We start from the raw sequence: 22,904 nt of genomic DNA on the forward strand, positions 1-22,904 counted from the left end.
GCGCGTCCCGAGAACCGGGGCGCGCCTCCTTCAGGTCGGACGGCGGCGCGAGTACCTGGCCAGCAGCACATCCTCGGAGGCGAGCAGGTGATCGAGGGTCATCCCGCGGACCGCCCCCGCGCCGGAGCCGGAGACGATGCGCGGGCCCTCGCCGGCCACGAGCGCCGGCGACACGGTCACGTTGAGCTCGTCGAGCAGATCGGCGTCGACGAGGTCGCCGAGCAGACTCGGGCCGCCCTCGGTGTGGATCTGCGGCAGACCCCTCTCGACGAGCAGGGCCACGAGGAGGCGCGGGTCGACCCGGTCACCGCCGCAGACCACCACGTCGGCCACGGTCTCGAGCCGCGACCTCGCGTCGCGCGAGGAGGATTCCGTCGTGACGACGAGGGGGCGCACCGGGGCCTCGGCGAACACGGCGCTCGACGGATCGAGGTCGAGCGACCGGGACACGATCGCGAACACCGGGTGATCGGGCAGGTCGTGCGACCGGCGCCAGGCCACGTCGTCGTCGTGCAGACGCATCGCGCCGTACCCCTCGGAGCGCACGGTTCCCGCGCCGACCACCACGACATCGCACACACGACGGAGCAGATCGAAGACGAGCAGATCGGCCGTGCTGCCGAGCCCTCCCGACAGGCCGTCGACGCTGGCGGAGCCGTCGATGCTCGACACGGCGTTCGCGCCGACCCGCGGGATGCTCCGGTCGACGGGGGAGAGGAGCGCGACGAGCGCCTCGTGATCGAGCGGCTCGGCAGGGCCGGGGAGCACCCTCGTGAGGATCGGGGACGTCATGGGCGCGCCTCCTCGGCGTCGGAGACCTCGCCGGGTCGAGAGGCGGACCCGGGGCCCAGGTTGTGCACCTCGCGGACGGGCTCGCGCCAGCCCGCGATGGCCTCGACCATGCGGACGGCGTCGACGGCCGCTCTGACGTCGTGCATGCGGACGATGCGCGCGCCGAGCATGATGCACACAGTCGCCGCGGCCAGCGAACCCGACAGGCGGTCCGGCTTCTCGCGCCCGAGCGACTCGCCGACGAAGTCCTTGTTCGACACGGCGGCGAGCACGGGGTGACCCAGAGCCGCGACCTCGGCGAGTCGGCGCGTCACCTCGAGGGTGTGCCGCGTCGTCTTGTTCAGATCGTGGCCCGAGTCGACCACGATGCGCTCGAGGGGGACGCCGTGCTCGAGGGCGACGTCGACCCTCCGGCGGAGGAAGTCGATCACCTCGACGGTCACGTCGTCGTAGTGCGGACTCGGGTGGGGACGGCGCGGTGCGGCCAGGCTGTGGGTGATCACGAGCGTCGCGTCGCTGTCGGCGACGACGTCGGCCAGCCGCGGGTCGTGCAGCCCCGTGGTGTCGTTGATCACCCCGGCTCCGGCCGCGATGACCGCCTCGGCGACGTCGGCCCGGAAGGTGTCGACCGAGACGACGACGTCGGAACGGGCGGAGAGGGCCTGGACCACCGGGAGGACCCTCTCGAGCTCTTCCGCACCGGGCAGCTCGGGCCCGGGCGCGAACGGCACGCCGCCGATGTCGACCCAGTCGGCGCCGTCGTCGGCGGCCCGGACGGCGGCCGCGACGGCCTGGTCGAGGGCGAAGGTGGCGCCCTGGTCGAAGAACGAGTCGGGGGTGCGGTTCACGATCGCCATCACCGCGACCTGACGGGAGAAGTCGAACGTGCGCCGTCCGATCCGTCGCACGGGGGAGTGCAGCGGGGGGAGGGAGGGGGCCGCGGCGCCCTCGACCCACCGGTCGCGCGACGTCGTCACGCCGAACGCCCGTCGTGCGGGGCGCCGATGAGCACCATCGCCTCCGTCCTCGCCGCGGGGTCGGTCAGCGAGCCCCGGCTCGCCACGGTCACCGTGCTGCTGCCGCTCTGGCGCGGCCCGCGGGTGGTGACGCAGCCGTGCGCGGCGTCGAGCACGACGAGCACCCCGGTCGGTTCGGCGCCGTCGCTCAGCGCCTGCGCGATCTCCTCGCCGAGTCGCTCCTGCAGCTGGGCGCGCGACGCCACCGTGTCGACCAAGCGGGGGAGCGCCCCCAACCCGACGATGTCGCGCCCGGGCACGTAGGCGATGTGGGCGACGCCCACGAAGGGGAGCAGATGGTGCTCGCACATCGATCGGAACCGGATGTCGCGGACGATCACGAGCTCGCCCGATCGGTCGGCTCCAGCGTCGACGACGCTGTCGCGGACGACCTTCGCTGCGTCCACCCCGACACCGGAGAAGAACTCCGCGTACGACTCGGCGACCCGTCGCGGCGTGGCCTCCAGGCCGGGGCGGGCGAGGTCCTCGCCGACGGCGGCCAGCAGCTCTCGGACGGCGGCCTCGATTCGGGGCTGGTCGATGGGCGTCATGGCGACATCATCTCAGGCGGGACCGTGCGGCGCCCCGTCGTCGGGGTCGTGGGGGAGCGCTGCATGGTGGCGATGGCCCGGCGTGCGCCGCGCCTCCTTCATCTCCGCCTCGAACAGATGCCTCCTGCCACCGGCGAGAGCATCACGAGCGTTCTTCTCGCTCTCGCGGAACAGCGCGTAGTAGCCGTCGTCGTAGTCCTCGACGATCTGGAAGGTCCATCGCCCGTCGATCACGTTGCGGCCGATCAGCTCCCGGTCGAGCCGGTCGGCGATCTCGCCGTGCCCGGCCGCCCGCAGCTTCTCGACGGCGTCGCCGAGGGCCAGGTCGGCCTTGCCGGTCAGCCGGTGGAATCCGTAGAGGAACCCACGGGCCTGCTCGACGACCTCGAGGGCCGCCGAGAGCTCGCCGAGGGCATCGACGGTCGCGTCGTCGAGGCCCTCCGGGCGGCGGTGCCGACTGTCGGGGCCGTCTCGCTCGTCGTCGTGTGCGTCGCGTGCATCGGGTGCGCTGGTCATGCGTCGAGCCAACACCGAGGAGGCCCGAGAGGGGTGCTCGAGATCAACAAGCTGACATAATGTGCATTATCAGCGCAGTGCTGAGTCGGCCGAGAAGGGGTCTCGGTCGAGGAACGACTCAGAGGATGCGGCGCAGCAGCGGCACGAGCGCCGCCGGTTCGACGGCGTCGTCGGCCGCGTCGAGTCCGTCGAGCTCGTCGATGGTGAACCAGCGCGACTCGAGGATGTCGACGCGTTCGTCGTCCGTCCAGCCGGCGTCGTCGATCTCGAAATGCGGCAGTCTGACGATGAAGAACTCGGCGTGACCGTGCGTGTGATCAGCGTCGTCCCACGGGACGACGAAGTCCTCGACGTACACGACGTCGCCCGGGTCGGTGATGATCTGACCGGTCTCCTCGCGGAGCTCCCGGATGGCCGCTTCGGCCTGGGTCTCACCCGGGTCGACTCCCCCGCCGGGTGTGATCCAGCGGGCGACGCCGCTGGTGTCGGGGGCCTTGGTCAGCATGAGCAGGACCCGGCCGTCGTCGTCGACGACTATCAACCGAGACGTCGCCCGGACGACCCGCTCGGTCATGACAGGGGCGCGAAGTCGCTCGTGTCTCCGACATAACGGGTGTGATCGGTCGGCACCGGGTCGACGGCCGCAGATGCGACCTCCGCCGCGAACTCGGCGACGTTGTACAGCTTGCCGGCGCTCTCCTTGCGCGACGAGATGGCGCCTGGGTTCGAGCGCTCGAGGAGTGTCGCCGTGATGGTGCCCTCGATCATGTCGCCGGAGACCACGACGAACTCGACGCCGGCCGCCTCGAGCTGCGGGATCATCGCGCGCAGGGCGTCTTCGCCGGCCCGCTTGCTGAGGGCGACGGGCAGGTACTCGGGCATCGTCTCGGTCGTCTCGATGAAGTGCGCCTGGTGGCTGGTGACGAAGACGACCCGCGAACCCGGGGCCAGCAGCGGCAGCGCGGCGGTCAGCAGCTCCACCTGGGCGTCGCGGTTGAGCTTGAGGGCGTAGTCCTCGGCCATGCCGCTCTCCATGCCGCCGGAGGCGTTCATCACGAGGATGTCGAGCCCGCCGAAGCGCTCGCCCACCGTGGCGAACATGCCCCGGACGCTCTCGGAATCGGTGAGGTCGGCCCCGATCGCGATGGCCTCTCCGCCGGCGGCCTCGATCTTGTCGACGAGCTGCAGCGCCCGGCGCTCTTTATTGCGGTAGTTGACGACGACCTTGGCACCGGCCTCGGCCAGGTACGCGATCGTGTCGGCGCCGATGCCGCGCGATGAACCGGTGACGAGGGCACGGGCGCCGGACAACGAGCCGGCGGCGAGGGGGTTGGACAAGGCGTACTCCTGACTGAGCGGGCGGAACGGGGTGCGGATGCTGCGGGTCGCCGAGGAGGTGCGACGTCGATCTCGACGGAGGGCGCCTCCCTGAGGACCAGCCCCGAGACTACCAAGCACCTACTCGACGTCGGTGGGAGGTGATACTTTTCCATAACAGGGGAACTGAGGGAGGTTCGGGGATGGACGTCGTCGCCCAGTACGCATGGATCATCTGGATCGCGCTGATCCTCCTCTTCGTGGTGATCGAGGTCACCACCCTCGAGCTCACGTTCCTCATGCTCGCCATCGGGAGCGGCGGCGGACTCGTCTCCGGTCTGCTCGGCGCACCGTGGTGGCTGCAGATCGTCACCGGCGGCATCGTCGCCGTCCTCCTGCTCTTCACCGTGCGGCCGGCTCTGCTCAAGGCGCTGAAGAAGGGCGGGGATCCGACGCCGAGCAACATCGAGGCCCTGCTCGGGCTGCACGGCACGGTCGTCGTGCCCATCGGGCTCGACGCCGGGCAGGTCAAGCTGACCAACGGCGACACGTGGACCGCCCGACTGCTCACGACTCCCCCGATGCCGGGCGAGTCCATCACACCTCTCGACACCGGCGCGCCGGTCGTCGTGACCGCCATCCAGGGGTCGACCGCTCTCGTCGTCCCCGTGCGAAGGGACTAGCCCATGGATTCCGTCACCCCCGCCACCGTCGCCACGATCGTGGTGGTCGCCATCGTCGTCGTGCTCGTCCTGGTCGTGCTCTTCCGGGCCGTGCGGATCATCCCCCAGGCCAGCGCCGGTGTCGTCGAACGACTCGGCCGCTATCACAAGACGCTCAACCCGGGTCTGAATCTGCTCGTGCCGTTCATCGACCGCGTCCGGCCGCTGATCGACATGCGCGAGCAGGTGGTGTCGTTCCCGCCCCAGCCGGTCATCACGGAAGACAACCTGGTGGTGTCGATCGACACCGTCGTGTACTTCCAGGTGACCGACGCCCGCGCGGCCACCTACGAGATCGCCAACTACCTCGGGGCCGTCGAGCAGCTCACCACGACGACCCTCCGGAACGTCGTCGGCGGTCTGAACCTCGAGGAGGCGCTGACCAGTCGCGACAACATCAACGGGCAGCTGAGGGTGGTCCTCGACGAGGCCACCGGCAAATGGGGCATCCGGGTCGGCCGCGTCGAGCTCAAGGCCATCGATCCGCCCCTGTCGATCCAGGACTCGATGGAGCAGCAGATGCGCGCCGAGCGGAACCGACGTGCAGCCATCCTCACGGCCGAGGGGACGAAGCAGTCGCAGATCCTCGAGGCCGAGGGCATGCGTCAGTCGGCGATCCTCCGAGCCGAGGGCGATGCGAAGGCGCAGGTGCTCCGAGCCCAGGGCGAGGCGGAGGCGATCCAGACCGTCTTCAACGCCATCCACGCCGGCGATCCCGACCCCAAGCTGCTGGCCTATCAGTACCTGCAGACCCTCCCGAAGCTGGCCGACGGGTCGGCGAACAAGCTCTGGATCATCCCGAGCGAGCTGACCGAGGCCCTGAAGGGCATCGGCTCGGGCTTCTTCGCTCCCAAGAACCCCGACGCACCGGGCTGGGTGCCCCGGCCCGGGCCGGCGGTGGCGGACATGGAGGCCACGCCCGATCTGGCGAGCACGGTCGACCTCGGATCGGAACCCGACCTCGGATTCCCGACCGTGACCGAGCCCGGCTCCGTGGACCCGTCGAGCGGATCGGCCGACGGCCCGACCGCCGACCCGAACGGATCGGACGACGGGTCGGGGACTCCCCCGAGCGACCGACCGTGACGACGCACGGGGCTGATCGCCCCACCCGGTGGTTCGACCCCGAGACTCCCCGGCTGCTAGCCCATCGCGGACTGCACACCACGGCGCCCGAGAACACCATGCTCGCCTTCGCGGAGGCGATCGCGATCGGCGCCGACTACCTCGAGACCGACGTGCACGCCACTCGTGACGGAGTCGCTGTCATCAGCCACGACGCCGACCTGCGACGACTCAACGGTCGTGACCAGCGCCTCCTCGACCTCGACTGGTCCGAGGTCTCCAGCATCCGCCTGCCCGACGACCAGACAATGCCCTCCCTCGTCGAGGCGCTCGACGCGTTCCCCGAGACGCGCTTCAACATCGACGTGAAGTCGGACGACGCCGTCGAGCCGACCATCCAGGCCATCCGCCGGGCCGGTGCCGTCGATCGCGTTCTGGTGACGTCGTTCGACCAGTCGCGCCGCGCCCGCACGGTGGCCGGGCTGCCGGGTGTCGCCACCTCGGCCTCGTCTCGTCTCGTCGTCTCGGCCGTCCTGATCGGGGTGATCCCCCTCCGATCCGTCCGACGCCGTCTGCTCGCCGCGGTGCTCGCGGGCTGCGGGGCGATCCAGGTGCCCGAACGGCGAGGGCCGGTCACGATCGTGACCGCCCGGCGGGTCGCGGACCTCGCCTCGGTCGGGGTCGAGACCCATGTCTGGACGGTCGACGACCCCGCGGACATGCACCGCCTCGTCGCGCTCGGGGTCGCCGGGATCGTCACCGATCGGGTGGATCTGGCACTCGAAGAACTGCGTTGACCAGGCATCTCCGCACTGTGAAGGCACTGTGAAAGGCCGTCGGGCGAAACAACCGCACCGAATTCCGGGTTACAACGGGAGATTGCACCGCGAGAGGAGACCACACAATGGCAGATCGCAGTTTGCGCGGTATGAGACTGGGTAGTCAGAGCCTGCAGAGCGAAGAGGGCGTCGAATTCTCGCCCCGCAAGAAGGCCGTCTACCAGACGACCGACGGCACGACGTTCGAGATGGTGTTCGCCGCCGATGCGGACATCCCCGACATCTGGCAGTCGCCGAAGAGCGGCCTGGAGGGGCGTCTTCTGACTGCCGACGGGAAGCTCGTCGAGATCGATGAGGCCGACGTGAAGGTTCCGAGGTCGCACTGGGACATGCTGCTCGAGCGTCGCACGCGCGACGAGCTCGAGGAGCTGCTGCAGGAGCGGCTCGACTTCCTCCGGGCCCGCAAGGGTCAGGTGAAGATCGGCGCCTGAGCCGCAGCCCGGTCAGCGCACCAGCACGGCCCCGTCACCGCCACGGATCGTGGTGACGGGGCCGTTCGCGGTGTCACGGGCGGCCCGGCGTCGGCCCCTCCACAGACCGGCCATCAGGAGCGTGGCGAGGCCGAAGAACGACACGAGCAGTTCGATCGCCCGGCTCGCGACGACGGCAGGGGTCGTGCCCGTGCCCAGATCGACCGTGGTGACCATCGTGCCCGGCTCGTAGTCGCGCGTTCCGTCGACGACGTCGCCGTGGGCGTCGATGACCCGGGTGGAGGCGACGGTCGACACGTTGACGACCGATCGGGCCGTCTGGATGGCCCGCATCTTGGCGATGGCGAGCTGCTGCTCGTTCTCGTCGGTCTGCCCGGGTCTCGACCCGAAGTCGGCGTTGTTGGTCTGCGCGACGATGACCTGGGCGCCCTGATCCATCATGTTCGTGATCAGCTGGTCGTCGACGATGTCGAAGCAGATGGAGATGCCCGCCACGAAGTCGCCCACATCGATGGCCTCGTCGCGCGTGCCCGGCGTGTAGTCGCGGCCGATCAGGTCGATCAGCTCGGGTGCGAACGGACGCCAGAAGGCGCGATCGGGCACGTACTCGCCGAAGGGCACCGGGTGCTTCTTGTCGTACTGGCCGACGACCTCGCCGTCGTCCCACAGGATCGACGAGTTGTACGTGGTCTCGCCGTCGGGGCTCTCGGTGATGACACCCGACAGGAGCGGTGCGCCGTAGCCCCGGTTGATGGCGTCGAAGACATAGCGGCCGAACTCGTCCCGGGTCGGATCGCGGTCGCTGCCGCCCTCGGGCCAGACGATCAGATCGAGGTCGTTCGCGGCGGGGTCGAGCCCCTGCATCGCCAGCACCTGCGAGTCGGTCAGGTCGCCGTAGGCGCGATCGGCCGAGTCGAAGTAGCCGGCCTTGCCGTTGCCCTGGACACCCGCGATCGTCGCCGTGCCGTCGGTGAAGGTCGGCCATGCCGGGACGGCCAGCGCCGCCGCGATCACGGTGGCACCGGCCAGGACCCGCGTCGAACCCCGAACGGTGCTGAGCAGCGCCAGTTCGATCAGGACGGCGACGACGGCGACCATCAGGAAGCTCAGGCCCGAGATGCCGAGATAGGCGACGAGACCCTTGAACGGGCTCTCGGACTGGCTCAGGGCGACCCTGCCCCAGGCGAAGCCGCCGTAGGGCCAGTTGCCGGCGATGAACTCGCGGAGGGTCCACAGCCCGGCCACGACGACGGGCAGCAGCAGCGCGCGCCCGAGGGTGCCGGGCCAGACGACGGGCACCCAGCGGTAGGCCAGGGTGATGAGCACGGCTCCCCCGGCGAAGAACAGCGCCTCGAGACCCGCCAGCGCCGCCCACGGCACCACGCCGAGGAAGAGCGTGGCCCACTGGATGTGGATGAGATAGAACGACAGCCCCGCGACCAGCCCGACGAGGAACGCGCTGCCGGCTCGGCGGCCCCTCAGCGCGACGAGCACCAGGCCGATGCCGACGAAGGTCAGCGGCCAGACGTCGCCGTCGGGGAACCCCGCGTCGAGGACGGGCCCGGCGAACAGGGCCACGACGAGGGCCAACCAGAGGGGCAGACGGAGCTCGGTCACACGGGAGGGCACCTGAGGATTCTAGGTCGACCCGGCTGGGAGCCCCTCCGCCGGTCGCCGTCAGACCGCCGAGTAGGCGACGATGCCGCGCCGGACGGCGTCGAGGGCCTGCCGCGCCGTCGGACCGACCGGCAGATCGGCCACCACCGACAGCTGGTCGAGGAGGTCGATCGTCTGCTTCGTCCAGCGGACGAAGTCGCCGGCCGCCAGTTCGGCGTCTTCGAGGACGCTGTCGAGACTGGCGCCTCGTGCCCACCGGTGCATCGCCAGCGCGAGGCCGGGGGCCGGGGGGATGCTGCCCGGGAGCCGGTGCTCCTGCTCGAGGTCGTCGAGCTCGGCCCAGAGCTTCTGCGTCTCGTCGAGTGCCGTGCGGTACTCGCCCCGCGGGAGGAACCGCTCGGCGAGCTGCCCCTCGTCACGCCTCGGCTCGTAGACGAGCGTGGCGGCCATCGCGGCCAGGGAGGGGACGTCGAGCATGTTCCAGAGACCGAGTCGCAGGCTCTCGGCCACCAGGAGGTCGCGATCGCCGTAGATGCGCCGAAGGGTGCGCCCGGCCGGGGCGACGTCCACCTCGACGGTCGCGGGGAGCCGACCCGCGCCTCCTCGGGACGACGCCGGACGGGACTCCGAGGAGGCGCGGGGCACGAGATACCCCCGGTCGAGCAGCACGTCGGTCACCCGGTCGAAGACCTTCGCCACCGCACCCGTGCGGCTGCGGATCTGCGCCGACAGCTGATCGGTCTGCTTCTTGAGCTTGAACCAGCGCTCGGACCACCGGGCGTGCTGCTCGCGATCGGGGCAGGCGTGGCACGGGTGCTGACGCATCTCACGCCGCAGGTCGCCGAGTCGGCGCTGACGCTTCTCGTGCTCGCTGCGCGGCTGGGCGTCGGCCCGCGCCGCGCCCTGCTTCTCGAGGTCACCCAGCTCGCGACGGATGAGCGTGTACTGGCGGAAGTCGCCGAGGTGGCACTCCATGCTCGCGGCGTAGCCGTCGAGACTCGCCTGCTGCGTGCGCACCTTGCGGGCGAGATCGACGACCGAGCGGTCGGCCTGGAACTGCGCGAACGAGGTCTCGAGCACCTCACGGGTGCGTGAACGGCCGAACTGCTCGATGAGGTTGACCGCCATGTTGTACGTCGGGCGGAAGCTGGAGTTCATCGGGTACGTGCGCCGCGATGCGAGGGAGGCGACCGCCTGCGGGTCGAGCCCCTGCTGCCACTGGATGAGCGAATGGCCCTCGACGTCGATGCCGCGGCGACCGGCACGCCCCGTGAGCTGCGTGTACTCCCCCGGGGTGATCGGGACCCTGGCCTCGCCGTTGAACTTCTCGAGCTTCTCGAGAACGACCGTGCGGGCGGGCATGTTGATGCCGAGGGCGAGGGTCTCCGTCGCGAAGACGACCTTGACCAGCTTCTTCTGGAAGAGCTCTTCGACGACCTCCTTGAACGCCGGGAGCAGACCGGCGTGGTGCGCCGCCACTCCGCGTTCGAGTCCGTCGAGCCACTGCCAGTAGCCGAGCACGGCGAGGTCCTCGTCGCGGAGCGTGCGGCACCGGGCCTCGACGATCTCGCGTATCTCCTGGCGTTGATCGGCGGTCGTCAGTCGGATGCCGGATCGGAGGACCTGCTTGACCGCCTGATCGCAGCCCACCCGGCTGAAGACGAAGAAGATGGCCGGCAGCAGATTCTGGTCGTCGAGCATCTCGACGATCTTCCAGCGGTCGAGTCGACCCTGAGCCTGCTGGATGGGGGCCATCACATGGCCCCGCGGCCCACGCCTCGAACCGCCGTCGCCTCGACGACCCGACCCGCCCTTGCGCGAGAGGGATGTGGCCCGCAGCAGCTCGGGGTTGACGCGGTTCGTGGCCGCCTGGCCGCTCGAGTCGAAGAGGTCGAGGAACTTGCCGCCGACCAGGACGTGCTGGTCGAGGGGCACTGGGCGGTCTTCGGAGACGATGACGTCGGTGCCGCCCCGTACCGTCTGCAGCCAGTCGCCGAACTCCTCGGCGTTCGAGACCGTCGCGCTCAGGGACACGAGACGGACGTCGAGCGGGAGGTGGATGATGACCTCCTCCCAGACGGCGCCCCGGAACCGGTCGGCCAGGAAGTGCACCTCGTCGAGCACGACGTAGCGGAGGTCGTCGAGCATCTCGGACCCCGCGTAGATCATGTTGCGGAGCACCTCGGTCGTCATCACGACGATGCGCGCACGGGAGTTGACGTTCGTGTCGCCGGTCAGCAGGCCGACCTCGGACGCACCGTACTCGGCCACGAGCTCTTGGAACTTCTGGTTGCTGAGCGCCTTCATCGGCGCCGTGTAGAAGACCTTGTCGCGGGCCTGCTGCATGGCGAGATGGATCGCGAACTCGGCGACGAGGGTCTTGCCGGCCCCGGTCGGGGCGGCCACGAGCACGCTGTTGCCCTGTTCGACCGACTCGCATGCGGCGATCTGGAACGGATCGAGGGCGAAGCCGAGACGGGAGCGGAACGACTGCAGCTGCGGCGTGCGCACCCTGTTCTTCGAGGCGGCGAATCGTTCGGCGGGGCTCGCTTCGGTGCTCATGAGGTCATCCTGTCGCGAGTTCGGCGTCGAGGGCCGCCGCACGTTTCGCGACCCGGCGATCGTGCAGCCAGGCCACGCCGGCGGCGGCGAAGTAGAGGACCACCATCGGGACGGCCAGGAGGAACATGGAGAAGACGTCGGCCGCGGGGGTGGCGATCGCAGTGAACAGGGTGATCAGCAGGATCGCGACCCGCCAGCCCTTGATGATCGACACGGCCGAGATGACGCCCACGAAGTTCAGGAGGACCAGGAACACGGGCAGGACGAAGGCGATGCCCACGGCGAGGACCAGTTTGAGGACGAAGTCGTAGTACTGCTTCGCGTCGATGATGGCGGCGTCCTGCTGAGCGGCGAAACCCGTGAGGACCTCGACGATGTGCGGAAGGACGAAGAGTCCGCTCGTGCAGCCGAGGAGGAACAGCGGGATGGCCGTGCCGATGAAGCCGATGGCGTACAGCTTCTCGCGGCGCACGAGCGCGGGGACGATGAAGGCCCAGATCTGGTAGAGCCAGACGGGACTCGAGATGATGACCCCGACCGTCACCGAGATCTGGATCCGCAGGTCGAAGCTGGAGCTGACGCCGGGGTAGTTCAGGGTCGCCTCGCGGGAGCGGGCCTCGGCGATGCGGGTCACGGGCTCACGCAGGAAGTCGAGGACGAACTGCGAGAGGAACCACCCGGCGATGCTCGCCACGATGAGGGCGAGTGCGGCCAGGAACAGCCGCTTGCGGAGCTCGATGAGATGCGCCCCGAGAGACATGCGACCGTCTTTGGCCCTGCTTCTCGGCTGCTGCTCTCCGCCGCTGCGGCCACGAGTCGTCGTCGTGGCCACGGATCAGGACTTCGGCGGGAGGTCGCTCTGCGACGGGCGGACGACCGGACCGTCGGTGGTCGGACGAGCCGTCGCGTCGTCGCGTCGGCTGTACTCGTCGCGGCGGGCGTCGTCGCGACGGGTGTAGTCGTCGGACGGTGCCTTGTCGTCGTCGCGGACCTCGTTCTTGAAGATGCGCATCGACTGGGCGATGCTCTTCGCGAGCGCCGGCAGCTTGGGAGCGCCGAACAGCAGGAGGATGATCGCGAGGACGATGATGAGGTGGAATCCGGTGAGGTTTCCGAGCATGAGGTGTTCTCCTTGCGTGGCAGGGGAGGTCTCAGTCTAACCCCGGCTCCACTCCCCCGAGCTGAAGCCCGAGCGGTCGTCAGGAACGCGGGTCGGCGTCGTAGCCGGCCAGCGCCCGTGAGGCCCAGTCGCCGACGGCCGCGCGGGCGGCGATCGGCGAGACGACCTCGGGATCGCCGGGCAGGCCCGCCACGAGTCGCGCGACCGTCCCGAACTGGCCGACGCGCACTCTCAGACGGGAGCGACCGTCGTCGAGGGGCTCGACGTCGTCCGGGGCGTAGTCGGCGAGGAGGGGCGCGGCCGCCGAATCGATGTCGATCGTCACGGTCTCGTCGTCGGGTGACCCCTCGAAGAGGGTGTCCGGCAGGACGACGTCCGACGCGCGGTGCGCGAGCGGCTCGTCGGTCAGGGCCGGTCGAGCGATCCGGTCGAGCCGGAACGTCCGCAAGGCGTGTCGCAGATGGTCGTAGCCGCGCAGGTACCAGTCGGCGTCGACGGACTCGACCCGCAGAGGGTCGACGCGCCTCCGCTCGACGACGTCACGGACCCCCGCGTAGTCGAACTCGAGCTGGCGACCCTGGGCGACGGCCAGCTCGACGAGGGACAGGACGTCGCTGGTCTCGCGCTGGTCGACGGCGACCTGGCTCGGAGCGGACGACGCGCCCCGTGCGAGCTTGGACATCAGGGTGGCGATGGCGGCGCGATCGGCGTTCTCGGGAAGCGACGACAGGTACTGCAGGCCGGCGATCAGCGCCGCGGCCTCACGGGCCGAGAAGCGAGGCGACTCGTCGATCGCCACCATGTGCGTGAGGACGATGACGTCGTTCTGCTCGAAGTCGTCCCACGCGATGTCGAAGAGGTCGTCGTGCTGGTACTGGTTCGTCTCGCCGGGCACGCCGGATACGGCGATCAGCTCGACCGCCCGGCGGATCTCCCCGACGGACACGCCGAAGTGCTCGGCGGCCTCGGCGACGGAGACCCGCCCCCGATCGATGAGGTACGGCACCAGGGAGAGCAGGAAGGCCAGCTTGTCGGTGGCGTGCAGGGCGGATCTCTTCTCAGCCATGGTGACTCCCCCCGGCGGCGCGGACCTCGGTGTGGACGGCGACGAGCCGACGCAGCCGCGCGATCACCAGGTCCCTGACCGAGGCGGGCTCGAGCACGGTCACCTCGGGCCCGAAGGACGCCAGCTCGTCGGCGACGATCTGCTCGTCGGAGAAGTGGATCTCGAGGAGGCAGTCGTCGCGGACCACCGTCGAGCGTCGTTTGGTCAGTCTGGTCTCGGCGTCGGAGCCGGCGACCACGCGGATGAGCGCCGTCCTGGTGCGCCAGACCTCGTCGAGCGCCGCGAGGGCCGACTCGGCCGTCGCATCGACGGGGCGCTCGACGGCGATCGCGGTGATGACGACCGGGCCGATGATGCGCGACAGCAGGAAGGTCTTCCGGCGGCCGGTGTCGGGCTCGAGGCACGAGACCATCCAGCGACCCTGATGCTGGATGAGGGCGAACGGAGCGACCTCGCGCCTCCTCGCCTCGGACTCGCCGGGCTTCAGATAGGGGAACCGCACGAGCACTCCACGGTCGAGCGCGTCGCGCAGCGGTTCGAAGGCGGCGTCTCGCGAGCGGATGCGAGGGGCGTAGTCGAGCCCGGGGACGGTCGCCGTGCCTCCGAGCGAGCGGAGCTTGAGGAGCGCGCGTCTGCTCTCGCCCGAGAGCGTCCCCTCGCGCCAGACCATGGCGGCGAGGGTCAGCAGCGCGGTCTCCTCCGATGAGAAGGCGATGTCGAGGGGAAGCTCGTACGCGCCGCGGGGTATGCGGTAGCGCAGCATCTGGTTGTTGCCCGACGCCGCCGGGTCGTCGAGGGTCTCGAGCGGCACGCCCAGCTCGCGGATGTCGTCTTTGTCGCGCTCGAACTGACGCTCGAGAGCGGTGTTGTCGCCGTTCGGCGAGTACTTCTGCCGATAGCCCTGGACCGTGGCGAGGATGTCGGACTTCGTCAGGCCGGGCTCGGTCGCGAGGAGGGCGAGGACGAGGCTGAAGAGGCGCTCTTCGACGGGTACGCGAGGGGCGCGGGCGGCTGACACGGGTCGAGCCTAGGCCACGGCCGGGGCGGGGCGCCCCGGCCGTCGCGGCGCGTGGATCGACGTGCCGGTCAGAGCGAACCCAGGACGTCGAAGACGTAGACGTAGGTGCTGGGGTTCTCGTCGCTGGCGGGGACGACCGTCATGACCTGCGAGCCGACCGTCTGTCCGACAAGCGCGTCGCGGAGGGCGGCGGGCAGCGTCGCGTCGTCGAGCGCCACCGTCGTCGCGGTGTCGCCGTTCGTCCACGTCGACCCGGCCACGGTCGACGGCTCCGCCCAGGTCACCGCCGTGAACTGCACGACCGCCGTCGAGTCGGCGGTCAGCCGCGACCCGTCTCCTTCGCGGACGAGGTGCGTCTGCTGCGTGGTCGGCGCCGGGGCGACGGGGACGGTGATGCCGGGGGCGCCGTCGGGTGCCGTCACCACGGCGGGCAGGCCGTCGGCCCCGGGGACGAGGCGTCCGTTCGCCTTGGCCAGGAACGACTGGCGGATGTCGACCACGGCGATGTACGCGGCGTCGGGGTCGTCGCTCGCGGGGGCGGTCGAGCCGGACAGCGACGCCTGGAGCTCGGAGGCCTTCAGGGCGACGACCACGCGCGAACCGACCGTCGAGCACTCCAACGCGTCGGCCAGGGGCGCGAGGGCGGAGCCGCCGACGGTCACCGGGTTGCCGATGGAACCGTCGTAGCCGCTGTTCTCGACCTCCGTGCCCGTGCTGCCGTCGAACAGCGTGTAGTCGATGAGGACGGGCGAGCCGTCGACCAGACGGGCGCCGTCGCCCTCGATCACCGTCGAGACCTGGGTCTCGGTCGTGACGATCGGACTCGGCACGGTCGCCTCGGGCTTCTCGCCGAACGCACCCGTCGTGGTCACGACCGAGGCGGCGTCGCCCGTGGGCGGGCAGCCGGCCGACCCGGGGGCGGCGCTGGTCGCGCATGCCGAGAGGGAGGCCACGAGGCCGAGGGTCACGACGAGTGCGGGGATCTTGCGCACGGGTACTCATTTCGTTGCGGCGGCCGGCGGGCCGGGAAGCGGCCGGGGCCGCGGATGCGGGAACAGCCTAGTCGGGGTGGGAGGGCGGGGAGATCGGCGCCGTTCAGGCGGAGGGCGACGGGTCGCCGGCCGACCTCGAGGTCGCGTCGGACTCCGTCGCGGCCACGGCGGCGTCGGCGGCCGACCTCGCCTGGCGCGCCGTCTTGCGGAGCTTCTTGTCGCTGGCCGTGCGGTCGCCGAGGGCGCCCGGGGTCCAGAGCTCGACGTCCTCGTCGGAGTAGTCGGACTTCGACGGACGGCGCTTGAGCTGCGGCAGCTCGGCACCCGGCGCGAGCCGTCGTGCCGTGATGAGGAACCCGGTGTGCCCGATCATGCGGTGGTCGGGACGGACGGCCAGCCCCTCGACGTGCCACCCGCGGACGAGCGTCTCGGAGGCGTCGGGCTCGGTGAAGACGCCGGATGCGCGGAGGGCCTCGGCGACGCGCGAGAGCTGGGTCGCCGTGGCGACGTAGCAGACGACCAGTCCGCCGGGGGTGAGGGCGGCGGCGGTCGCGTCGACGCACTCCCAGGGGGCGAGCATGTCGAGCACGACGCGGTCGACCGTGCCGTCGGGCATCGTCTTCGGCAGCTCGTCGACGAGGTCGCCGACCGTGACGCTCCAGTTCGGCTGCTCCGAGCCGAAGAAGCTGACGACGTTGCCCTCGGCGACGTCGGCGAACTCCTGGCGGCGCTCGAACGAGGCCAGTCTGCCCTCGGGGCCGATCGCTCGCAGCAGCCAGAGCGAGAGGGCACCCGACCCCACCCCGGCCTCGACGACGGTGGCGCCGGGGAAGATGTCGGCGAAGGCGACGATCTGGGCGGCGTCCTTCGGGTAGACGATGGCGGCGCCGCGCGGCATCGACATGACGAAGTCGCTGAGCAGCGGGCGCAGGGCCAGGTACTCGTCGCCGGTGGTGCTCGCCACGACCGAGCCGTCGGGCAGACCGACGAGCGTGTCGTGGGCGATCATGCCCCGGTGGGTGTGGAACACCGCGCCGGGGGTCAGCACGACCGTGTTCATCTTGCCCTTCGGGCCGGTCAGCTGGACCTTGTCGCCCTCGAGGAAGGGGCCGGACTGGCGACGGGTGGCGGTCATGCGGTGCTGCTTTCGGTCGGAGGGGCGGCTCGGTCGAGGGCCGGGAGCCGAGGAGGCGCGGGTCGGCGCCGATCGGCGCCCCGCGGTCAGAGGGCGGAGGCGGGTGGTCGGCTCGTGTCGCGTGCCGCGGCGTGCAGCCGGCGCAGGTCGGCCACGGTCACACCGCGGAGGGTCGTGGCACGGGTGTACCCGGCGTCGTCGACGAGCGGTGCGGCGTGCTCGACGCCGAGGACGACGGCGCCGGACGCGACGGCCGACGCGGCCCCGGGCGGGGAGTCCTCGATGGCGACGCAGTCGGCGATGTCGACGCCGAGCAGGGCCGCGCCGCGCAGGTACGCCTCGGGGTGGGGCTTGCTGTTCTCGACCTCGTCGCCGGCCACGACGGCGTCGAAGGCCGGGAAGTCGATCGCCTCGATCATGAAGTCGGCCATGCGCCGGATGGACATCGTGACGAGCGCCGTGGGCACGCCCTCGCTCCGCAGCTCGGCGAGGAGCTCTCGGGCGCCGGGGCGCCACGGGACGTCGTCGGCGACGAGCGCCAGGACCCCGGTCGTCAGGCGGTCGATGATCTCGTCGAGCGGGAGATCGACGCCGTGCTGCTGGATGACCCGGGCGGAGTCCCACAGGCCCGTGCCGATCATGGCGTCGCCGTCGGCTCTGGTCCAGGTTCCGCCGAACGACTCGACCAGTTCGACCTGGCATTCGTACCAGTAGGGCTCGGTATCGACGAGAGTGCCGTCCATGTCCCAGAGGACCGCGGCGGGAAGAGAGGAGGTCACGGGCATCGAGTCTACGGGAGGCGCCCGGCGGTCCGGCCGACCCGGCCGGGGACCCGGCGACGCACGGTCTACTGTGGAGGGTCAAGACGCCGGTGCAGCGGGCCCGGCTCGGTGAGGACACAGGTGACGAACACGTCGAACACGTCGGACTTCGCGAAGGGGCGACTCCTGGTCGTCGCCTTCGAGGGGTGGAACGACGCCGGCGAGGCGGCCAGCGGGGTCGCACGGAGCCTCGTCGAGTCGCTGGGCCTCGAGCCGGTGGCCGAGCTGGACGGCGAGCGGTACATCGACTACCAGTTCAACCGCCCGCAGATCGGGCTCGACGACGACGGCGGGCGGACGCTCGTCTGGCCGCGGATCGAGCTGCTCGCCGCACCCGACTCCTCCGAGGTCATCGCCGCGTCGTCCGACGTCGGGTCCGACACCGAGGTCTTCGTCCTGCTGGGCGCCGAGCCGTCGCGCAGCTGGCGCGGGTTCGCGGCCGAGATCGTCGACCTCGTGGACGTCCACGCGATCACCTCCGTGGTGTTCCTCGGGGCGATGCTCGCCGACGTCCCGCACACCCGGCCGATCTCCGTCTTCGTCAGCAGCGACAACGCCGACGTCCGAGGTCAGCTCGGCCTCGAGCGCAGCACGTACGAGGGCCCGGTGGGCATCCTCTCCGTCCTCGGCGACGCCGTCGAGACGGCCGGCGTGCCCTCGCTGTCGGTCTGGGCGTCCGTCCCGCACTACGTGCACAACGCCCCCTCGCCCAAGGCGACGCTCGCGCTCGTCGAGAAGCTCGACGAGCTGTCCGCCGTGAGCGTGCCCCGCGGCGACCTCGTCGAGGAGGCCGCCGCATGGGAGGCCGGTATCGACGCCCTCGCGGCCGACGACGACGACATGGCGGGCTACATCGAGCAGCTGGAGCAGGCGCGCGACACCGTCGACTCCCCCGAGGCGAGCGGCGAGGCCATCGCGCAGGAGTTCGAGCAGTACCTCCGCCGACGCGACGGCAAGGGCGACGACCCGCGGTACCCGCCGGCCCCCTGAGCGCCGGGCGGAGGGCGCCGCCCATCGACGCGGCTGACCTAGTCGACCCCCGCCGCGCCTCCGTCGCCCAGCTCGCCGGGGACGACGACGCCGTTCTCGTAGGCGAACACGACCGCGGCGGTGCGATCGCGCAGCGCCAGCTTGGCGAGGACGTTCGAGACGTGCGTCTTCACGGTCGCCTCGCCGACGAACAGCCCGCGTGCGATCTCGGCGTTGGAGGCGCCCCGAGCCATGCCGTCGAGCACCTCGCGTTCGCGGCCCGTGAGGAGACTCAGCCGTGCGTTCGGCACGACGGCGTTCGCCGTCGTGTCGACGAGCGCACGGGTGACGACTGCACGGGTCAGCTCGGGGCAGACGAGCGCGTCACCGCGATCGACGACGCCGATCGCCTCGATGAGCTCTTCCGGGCCGGCGGTCTTCAGCAGGAAGCCGCTCGCCCCGGCCTGGAGCGACCGGAACAGGTAGTCGCCCCGGGCGAAGGTCGTGAGGATCAGCACCGACGGGCGGTGCTCGCCCGACGACCCGAGGATGCGCCTGGTGGCCTCGACGCCGTCGATGCCGGGCATCTCGATGTCCATCACGACGACGTCCGGCTCGAGGCTCGCGGCCAGGTCGACGGCCTCGACGCCGTCGCGCGCCTCCCCCACGACCGTCACGCCCCTGGCGGTCTCGAGGATGATCCGGAACCCCGCTCGCACGAGATCCTGGTCGTCGGCCAGGAGCACCCGCACCGGCCGGTCGTTCGTCTTCTCCATGCTCATTCCCCCTCGAAGAGGGTAGCCCCCTTCGGAGGGTGGGCCACGACGGGGAGTTCGACGCGGACGCGGTAGCCGCCTCCCTCGCGGGGGCCCACGGTGAGGCGACCGCCGTGCAGATCCACCCGTTCGCGCATCCCCCGGTGCCCGAGACCCGAACCGGAGGGGGCCGCCGCCGGATCGAGCGCACCGGTCGCGCCTCGGCCGGCTCCCCCGGCGCGTGCAGCATGCCCGCTCGAGCCGAGTCCGTCGTCGACGACCTCGAGGCCGACCGACCCCTCGCCGTGGACGACCCGGATGACGGCGTACCTGGCCGCGCCGTGCTTCAGGGTGTTGGTCAGCGCCTCCTGGGCGATCCGGTACAGCGTGGAGCCGACCCCGTCGGGGACGTCGCGGGTGTCGCCGTCGATCTCGAGTCGGACGTCGAGTCCGAGGGCGCGGGTGTCGGCCACGAGGTCGGGGAGGGCGGCCAGACCGGCCACGGGCTCGGGAGGCAGCCCGTCGCGCGAGCGCATGACGGTCAGGAGGCGGTCGAGCTCGTCGATGGTCGTGCGTGCGGTGTCCTCGACGGCGGCGAGTGCGCCACGGGCGATCTCGGGGCGGTCGAGCGTGCGCCGCGCGGCACCGGCCTGGATGCCGATGACGGCGACGTGGTGGGCCACCACGTCGTGCAGCTCGCGGGCGATGCGGGCGCGCTCGTCGCCGATCGCCTGCTCGGCGATCCGGTCGTTGGCCGCACGGAGGGCCGCGTCGGACCTCTCGAGCGCGCGCCGGCGTGACCTCGACTCACGCGAGACGCGGCCGAAGTGGATCGCGGCGATGAAGAACAGGGCGTTCAGGACGACCGAGTAGAGGCTGGAGGCCAGGACGACGTCGGCGGAGTCGGAGTCGTCGCTCACCTGCGCCGCGATGTCGATGGCGAGCCAGGCGAACATGGCGACGACGACCACCAGGCTCCAGACGAACGCACGGCGCCGCGAGGGCGACCAGACGTTCGCGGAGAACACGACGAGGAACTCGGCGATGGAGGGCAGGAGGTCGTCGGGATGCCCCCTCACCCCGAGCACGATGAACGCCGTCGAGACGATGATCATGACCGACACCGGGAACCTCCGGCGGAACGCTATCGGAAGGCTCACCGCCACCGCGCCCGCCAGGGTCTCGAGGGTCGAGGGCATGGCGTGCCCGTCGGAGCTCAGGATCACCGACGCCAGCGCCGAGGTGACGAGCGCCAGCACGAGGAACCCGACGGCCAGCGCGGAGTCGACGACCCGCTCGCGCCGCATCGAGCCCCTGGACGGGCCGTCGGCGCCGGAGGGCGCGGCGGGACGGGAGCTGCGGGGCGACATGACCACGCCAGTCTGCCAGAGCGGCGACCTAGGTGAGGATCAGTCAGGCAGTGGCCTCGTCAGCACGGGATGGCAGGTCGACGCCGAGCAGGTCCACGCCGAGCAGAGCGGTGACGGCGTCGAGGTCGACGGACGTCGCGTCGGCGCCGGAGGCGATCCAGCGGTCCACGGCCTCGAGCGCGGACGGCGTGTCGAGGTCGTCGGCGAGGGCGGCGCGGAGGCGAGTCAGCAGACCGGTGGGGACGGACTCGACCGGGGTCGCGCCGAGGGGCGACGTCGTCGCGTGGTCCGCAGCGGCGTCGGGCCGCGGCGGCGCGGTATCGGCCCACGTCGACCAGACGCGCAGGCGGGCCTCGGCGTCGACGAGGTCGCTGTCGAACCACTCCCAGTCGGACCGGTAGTGGTGCGCGGCCACGGCGAGGCGCACGGCCCTGGCGTCGGCCCCGCCGGCGACGAGCTCGCTCACCTTCACGAGGTTGCCGAGCGACTTGCTCATCTTCTCGCCCTGATACGCCACCATGCCCGTGTGGGCGAACAGGTCGGCGTAGCGACCCCCCGTCAGCGCCTGGCCGTGCGCCGCGCTCATCTCGTGATGCGGGAACACCAGGTCGCTGCCACCGCCGTTGACCGTGATCGGCGAAGCGAGGGTCTGCTCGGCGATCACCGTGCACTCGATGTGCCAGCCGGGTCTCCCCTCGCCGACCGGGGACTCCCAGGAGGGCTCGCCCTCCCGGGCGCCCCGCCACAGGAGGGGGTCGAGCGGGTCGCGCTTGCCCGCGCGGCCGGGGTCGCCGCCGCGTTCGGCGGAGAAGCGCGCCATGGTCTCGGGGTCGAGTCGGCTCTCGAGCCCGAGGTGCCACGACGTGTCGCGTTCGGCGGCCCCGACGTCGAAGTAGACGTCGTCGACCGCGGAGCCCTCGGTGGGCACGCGGTACGCGGATCCGGAGTCGAGGAGGCGCGCCACGGCTCGGGCGACGTCCGTCACGACGTCCGTCACGGCGACGTAGTGCGTCGGCGGCACGACGGCGAGGTGCTCCATGTCGGAGCGGAAGAGGTCGGTCTGGGAGGCCGCCAGCTCGCGCCAGTCGACGCCCGTCGCGGTCGCCCGCTCGAGGAGCGGATCGTCGACGTCCGTCGTGTTCTGTGCGTACGTGACGTCGACGCCCGCGTCCGTCCAGACGCGGACGAGCGTGTCGAACGCGAGGTAGGTCGACGCGTGCCCGAGGTGGGTGGCGTCGTAGGGGGTGATGCCGCAGACGTACAACGATGCCGTGCCGTCGACGATCGCGGGGGCGCGGCGCCTGCCGGTGGCGGTGTCGTGCAGCATCGGCAGACGCCCGGCGCCCGGGAGCGTGGGGACTCGGGGGCGGGCCCACGACCTCACGCCGTCACCACGCCCGTCGAGAGCAGCACGATGAGCACGACGCCGAGGACGAGCCGGTAGGCGACGAAGGGCATGAAGCTGCGGCGGGAGATGTAGTTCATGAAGAACGCGATGACGAGGAACCCGACGACGAACGCGACGACGGTGGCCGCCAGCGTGAGCCCCAGCGAGTAGGGGCCGGGGTCGCTGAAGCTCTGGACGAGCTCGTAGAGACCGCTGCCGAAGACGGCGGGCACGGCGAGCAGGAACGAGAAGCGCGCTGCCGCGGGCCGCGTGTAGCCGAGGGCGAGAGCCGTGGTCGTTGTCGCACCCGAGCGCGAGACGCCGGGGATCAGCGCGAGCACCTGCGCGACGCCGACGGCGATGCCGTGACCGTACGACATGTCTTCGAAACGCGCCGCCTTCTTGCCGAGGTGGTCGGCGAGACCCAGGAGGATGCCGAAGACGATGAGGACGACGGCGACGATCCAGAGCGACCGGAAGACCGAGCGGATGTACTCCTGCGCGACGTATCCGACGACCACGATCGGGATGGTGCCGATGATGACGAGCCAGCCCATCCGCACGTCGGGGTCCGTGCGCGGGATCCGGCCCGTGACGCCCTGGAACCAGCGGACCACGATGCGCTTGATGTCGCGCCAGAAGTAGATGACCACCGCCAGCTCCGTGCCCAGCTGCGTGATGGCCGTGAACGTCGCCCCCGGGTCGAACTCGACCGTGCTGTTCGGATCGGAGAACAGGAGGCCGACGATCCGGAGGTGCGCGCTCGACGAGATGGGCAGGAACTCCGTGAGGCCTTGGACGAGGCCGAGGAGGAGTGCCTGGAGGAGTTGCTCCATGGGGATC

The 22,904-nt window shown here is 70.9% G+C and carries 24 protein-coding genes; 5 read left to right on the forward strand and 19 right to left on the reverse strand.

The window, feature by feature from the left end:
• Nucleotides 1–30: 30 nt before the first annotated feature.
• The 6 genes from ACZ6JE_RS03240 to ACZ6JE_RS03265 all read right to left on the reverse strand — a co-directional run bounded on the left by ACZ6JE_RS03240 (nt 31) and on the right by ACZ6JE_RS03265 (nt 4,213).
• Nucleotides 31–792: a pyrimidine reductase family protein gene (locus ACZ6JE_RS03240; protein ID WP_464318202.1), complete on the reverse strand. Its 762-nt coding sequence runs from the start codon at nt 790–792 to the stop codon at nt 31–33.
• Nucleotides 789–1,769: a dihydropteroate synthase gene (gene folP, locus ACZ6JE_RS03245; protein ID WP_464318203.1), complete on the reverse strand. Its 981-nt coding sequence runs from the start codon at nt 1,767–1,769 to the stop codon at nt 789–791. The genes ACZ6JE_RS03240 and folP overlap by 4 nt, the downstream gene beginning before the upstream one ends.
• Nucleotides 1,766–2,359 (reverse strand): GTP cyclohydrolase I, encoded by a 594-nt coding sequence (gene folE / locus ACZ6JE_RS03250; RefSeq protein WP_463462650.1) that lies wholly within the window; start codon nt 2,357–2,359, stop codon nt 1,766–1,768. Before folE ends, folP begins: the two co-directional genes overlap by 4 nt.
• Before the next feature lie 12 nt (nt 2,360–2,371).
• Nucleotides 2,372–2,875: a hypothetical protein gene (locus ACZ6JE_RS03255; RefSeq protein WP_464318204.1), complete on the reverse strand. Its 504-nt coding sequence runs from the start codon at nt 2,873–2,875 to the stop codon at nt 2,372–2,374.
• 118 nt (nt 2,876–2,993) lie between these two features.
• The gene (locus tag ACZ6JE_RS03260; protein WP_192060414.1) at nt 2,994–3,449 is read right to left on the reverse strand and encodes an NUDIX hydrolase; all 456 of its coding nucleotides are present in this window, start codon (nt 3,447–3,449) and stop codon (nt 2,994–2,996) included.
• Nucleotides 3,446–4,213, reverse strand: coding sequence for an SDR family oxidoreductase (locus ACZ6JE_RS03265; RefSeq protein WP_464318205.1), 768 nt, complete (start codon nt 4,211–4,213; stop codon nt 3,446–3,448). Before ACZ6JE_RS03265 ends, ACZ6JE_RS03260 begins: the two co-directional genes overlap by 4 nt.
• A 182-nt stretch (nt 4,214–4,395) precedes the next feature.
• Between ACZ6JE_RS03265 and ACZ6JE_RS03270 the strand changes: the two genes are divergently transcribed.
• The 4 genes from ACZ6JE_RS03270 (at nt 4,396) to ACZ6JE_RS03285 (ending at nt 7,249) form a co-directional block, all read left to right on the forward strand.
• On the forward strand, nt 4,396–4,875 hold the full coding sequence (locus ACZ6JE_RS03270) for an NfeD family protein (RefSeq protein ID WP_192060412.1): 480 nt from the start codon (nt 4,396–4,398) through the stop codon (nt 4,873–4,875).
• A gap of 3 nt (nt 4,876–4,878) precedes the next feature.
• Entirely contained in the window at nt 4,879–6,000 is a 1,122-nt protein-coding gene (locus ACZ6JE_RS03275) for an SPFH domain-containing protein (protein WP_464318206.1), read from the forward strand.
• Nucleotides 5,997–6,776: a glycerophosphodiester phosphodiesterase family protein gene (locus ACZ6JE_RS03280; RefSeq protein ID WP_464318207.1), complete on the forward strand. Its 780-nt coding sequence runs from the start codon at nt 5,997–5,999 to the stop codon at nt 6,774–6,776. The genes ACZ6JE_RS03275 and ACZ6JE_RS03280 overlap by 4 nt, the downstream gene beginning before the upstream one ends.
• Before the next feature lie 107 nt (nt 6,777–6,883).
• On the forward strand, nt 6,884–7,249 hold the full coding sequence (locus ACZ6JE_RS03285; protein WP_192060410.1) for an RNA polymerase-binding protein RbpA: 366 nt from the start codon (nt 6,884–6,886) through the stop codon (nt 7,247–7,249).
• Nucleotides 7,250–7,261: 12 nt separating this feature from the next.
• Here ACZ6JE_RS03285 and lnt read toward each other — a convergent pair whose 3' ends face one another.
• The 9 genes from lnt to ACZ6JE_RS03330 all read right to left on the reverse strand — a co-directional run bounded on the left by lnt (nt 7,262) and on the right by ACZ6JE_RS03330 (nt 17,538).
• A complete protein-coding gene (lnt, locus tag ACZ6JE_RS03290) occupies nt 7,262–8,878 on the reverse strand; it encodes an apolipoprotein N-acyltransferase (RefSeq protein ID WP_243213483.1) in 1,617 nt (538 codons plus the stop codon).
• 48 nt (nt 8,879–8,926) lie between these two features.
• Nucleotides 8,927–11,428, reverse strand: a complete 2,502-nt coding sequence (locus ACZ6JE_RS03295) for a DEAD/DEAH box helicase (protein ID WP_464318208.1) — start codon at nt 11,426–11,428, stop codon at nt 8,927–8,929.
• Between the two features lie 4 nt (nt 11,429–11,432).
• Nucleotides 11,433–12,188, reverse strand: coding sequence for a twin-arginine translocase subunit TatC (gene tatC / locus ACZ6JE_RS03300; protein ID WP_243213481.1), 756 nt, complete (start codon nt 12,186–12,188; stop codon nt 11,433–11,435).
• Nucleotides 12,189–12,263: 75 nt separating this feature from the next.
• Entirely contained in the window at nt 12,264–12,548 is a 285-nt protein-coding gene (gene tatA / locus ACZ6JE_RS03305) for a twin-arginine translocase TatA/TatE family subunit (RefSeq protein WP_243213479.1), read from the reverse strand.
• Nucleotides 12,549–12,627: 79 nt separating this feature from the next.
• On the reverse strand, nt 12,628–13,614 hold the full coding sequence (locus tag ACZ6JE_RS03310; protein ID WP_243213477.1) for a helix-turn-helix transcriptional regulator: 987 nt from the start codon (nt 13,612–13,614) through the stop codon (nt 12,628–12,630).
• Entirely contained in the window at nt 13,607–14,632 is a 1,026-nt protein-coding gene (locus ACZ6JE_RS03315) for a helix-turn-helix transcriptional regulator (protein WP_243213476.1), read from the reverse strand. Before ACZ6JE_RS03315 ends, ACZ6JE_RS03310 begins: the two co-directional genes overlap by 8 nt.
• 68 nt (nt 14,633–14,700) lie before the next feature.
• Entirely contained in the window at nt 14,701–15,624 is a 924-nt protein-coding gene (locus tag ACZ6JE_RS03320; protein WP_464318209.1) for an FKBP-type peptidyl-prolyl cis-trans isomerase, read from the reverse strand.
• A 103-nt stretch (nt 15,625–15,727) separates the two neighbouring features.
• Nucleotides 15,728–16,759 carry a tRNA (adenine-N1)-methyltransferase gene (locus ACZ6JE_RS03325; protein WP_464318210.1) on the reverse strand — a complete coding sequence of 344 codons (1,032 nt, stop codon included), beginning with the start codon at nt 16,757–16,759 and terminating at the stop codon, nt 15,728–15,730.
• Between the two features lie 86 nt (nt 16,760–16,845).
• Complete coding sequence (locus tag ACZ6JE_RS03330) at nt 16,846–17,538, reverse strand: HAD family hydrolase (RefSeq protein ID WP_192060402.1); 693 nt, start codon at nt 17,536–17,538, stop codon at nt 16,846–16,848.
• 123 nt (nt 17,539–17,661) lie between these two features.
• Between ACZ6JE_RS03330 and ACZ6JE_RS03335 the strand changes: the two genes are divergently transcribed.
• Nucleotides 17,662–18,570 carry a proteasome assembly chaperone family protein gene (locus ACZ6JE_RS03335; RefSeq protein WP_192060401.1) on the forward strand — a complete coding sequence of 303 codons (909 nt, stop codon included), beginning with the start codon at nt 17,662–17,664 and terminating at the stop codon, nt 18,568–18,570.
• Nucleotides 18,571–18,608: 38 nt separating this feature from the next.
• On the opposite strand, the gene ACZ6JE_RS03340 is transcribed toward ACZ6JE_RS03335, so the two are convergent.
• The 4 genes from ACZ6JE_RS03340 to ACZ6JE_RS03355 are packed head-to-tail and all read right to left on the reverse strand — an operon-like array spanning nt 18,609 to nt 22,897.
• A complete protein-coding gene (locus ACZ6JE_RS03340) occupies nt 18,609–19,331 on the reverse strand; it encodes a response regulator (RefSeq protein ID WP_464318211.1) in 723 nt (240 codons plus the stop codon).
• Complete coding sequence (locus ACZ6JE_RS03345; protein ID WP_464318212.1) at nt 19,328–20,674, reverse strand: sensor histidine kinase; 1,347 nt, start codon at nt 20,672–20,674, stop codon at nt 19,328–19,330. The genes ACZ6JE_RS03340 and ACZ6JE_RS03345 overlap by 4 nt, the downstream gene beginning before the upstream one ends.
• A gap of 43 nt (nt 20,675–20,717) precedes the next feature.
• The gene (gene mshC / locus ACZ6JE_RS03350) at nt 20,718–22,058 is read right to left on the reverse strand and encodes a cysteine--1-D-myo-inosityl 2-amino-2-deoxy-alpha-D-glucopyranoside ligase (RefSeq protein WP_464318213.1); all 1,341 of its coding nucleotides are present in this window, start codon (nt 22,056–22,058) and stop codon (nt 20,718–20,720) included.
• On the reverse strand, nt 22,055–22,897 hold the full coding sequence (locus ACZ6JE_RS03355) for an undecaprenyl-diphosphate phosphatase (protein ID WP_192060397.1): 843 nt from the start codon (nt 22,895–22,897) through the stop codon (nt 22,055–22,057). The genes mshC and ACZ6JE_RS03355 overlap by 4 nt, the downstream gene beginning before the upstream one ends.
• Nucleotides 22,898–22,904: the final 7 nt, after the last annotated feature.

Source organism: Frigoribacterium sp. AC759, assembly GCF_979256015.1.

Coding starts and splice junctions, on each gene's coding strand:
- ACZ6JE_RS03240 (WP_464318202.1), bottom strand. CDS start 792: ATGACGTCCCCGATCCTCACGAGGGTGCTCCCCGGCCCTGCCGAGCCG.
- folE (WP_463462650.1), bottom strand. CDS start 2,359: ATGACGCCCATCGACCAGCCCCGAATCGAGGCCGCCGTCCGAGAGCTG.
- ACZ6JE_RS03255 (WP_464318204.1), bottom strand. CDS start 2,875: ATGACCAGCGCACCCGATGCACGCGACGCACACGACGACGAGCGAGAC.
- ACZ6JE_RS03260 (WP_192060414.1), bottom strand. CDS start 3,449: ATGACCGAGCGGGTCGTCCGGGCGACGTCTCGGTTGATAGTCGTCGAC.
- ACZ6JE_RS03270 (WP_192060412.1), top strand. CDS start 4,396: ATGGACGTCGTCGCCCAGTACGCATGGATCATCTGGATCGCGCTGATC.
- ACZ6JE_RS03275 (WP_464318206.1), top strand. CDS start 4,879: ATGGATTCCGTCACCCCCGCCACCGTCGCCACGATCGTGGTGGTCGCC.
- ACZ6JE_RS03285 (WP_192060410.1), top strand. CDS start 6,884: ATGGCAGATCGCAGTTTGCGCGGTATGAGACTGGGTAGTCAGAGCCTG.
- ACZ6JE_RS03295 (WP_464318208.1), bottom strand. CDS start 11,428: ATGAGCACCGAAGCGAGCCCCGCCGAACGATTCGCCGCCTCGAAGAAC.
- tatC (WP_243213481.1), bottom strand. CDS start 12,188: ATGTCTCTCGGGGCGCATCTCATCGAGCTCCGCAAGCGGCTGTTCCTG.
- tatA (WP_243213479.1), bottom strand. CDS start 12,548: ATGCTCGGAAACCTCACCGGATTCCACCTCATCATCGTCCTCGCGATC.
- ACZ6JE_RS03310 (WP_243213477.1), bottom strand. CDS start 13,614: ATGGCTGAGAAGAGATCCGCCCTGCACGCCACCGACAAGCTGGCCTTC.
- ACZ6JE_RS03325 (WP_464318210.1), bottom strand. CDS start 16,759: ATGACCGCCACCCGTCGCCAGTCCGGCCCCTTCCTCGAGGGCGACAAG.
- ACZ6JE_RS03340 (WP_464318211.1), bottom strand. CDS start 19,331: ATGAGCATGGAGAAGACGAACGACCGGCCGGTGCGGGTGCTCCTGGCC.
- ACZ6JE_RS03345 (WP_464318212.1), bottom strand. CDS start 20,674: ATGTCGCCCCGCAGCTCCCGTCCCGCCGCGCCCTCCGGCGCCGACGGC.
- ACZ6JE_RS03355 (WP_192060397.1), bottom strand. CDS start 22,897: ATGGAGCAACTCCTCCAGGCACTCCTCCTCGGCCTCGTCCAAGGCCTC.